This window comes from Gordonia sp. OPL2, assembly GCF_003797825.1.
GTDB lineage: Bacteria > Actinomycetota > Actinomycetes > Mycobacteriales > Mycobacteriaceae > Gordonia.
The window spans coordinates 1-470 of sequence record NZ_RKME01000071.1 but is presented as its reverse complement, the minus strand read 5'-3'; the positions used below and the strand labels follow the sequence as shown (position 1 = coordinate 470).

Annotated in this window: 1 protein-coding gene; it reads right to left on the bottom strand. The window is 72.1% G+C overall.

What is annotated here, in order from left to right; translation table 11 throughout:
* A partial coding sequence (locus tag EEB19_RS26315) for an ABC transporter permease (protein WP_222929988.1) occupies positions 1–470 on the bottom strand: 470 nt, incomplete at both ends.

Sequence of the window (470 nt, the reverse complement as noted above, 5' to 3'; positions counted from 1 at the left end):
GAATAGGCGCGCGGCAGCCGCGGTGACAGCAGTTCGCGTAGCCGGGCAAGCGGCACGCTGTCCGGCGTGGCGTGGTCCTGCAGCACGTCCAGCAGGTCCAGGCCGTGCAGTACGAACGGGCTGCCGTAGCTGCGCGAGAGTTCGGCCAGCGGCATGCGCAGGGCGGCACCCGCAGCGCCGATCAGGGCCAGCGCCACCGCGCCGGCGCCCAGGCCGTACCACGCGCCCAGGTACAGGAACGGGCGGCGGATGAAGCCATCGCTGGCGCCGAGCAGCTGCAGCACGCCGATCTCTTCGCGGCGGGCCTGGATGTCCAGGCGCACCGTGTTGCCGACCACCAGCGCGGCACCTGCGCCGAGCAGGACCGACAGCACCTGCACCAGCCGCGCACCGAAGGCAAGCCAGGCATCCAGTCGCTGGCGCCACAGCGCATCGTGCTGCACCAGATCGGCCTCGGGCAGGCTTTCCAG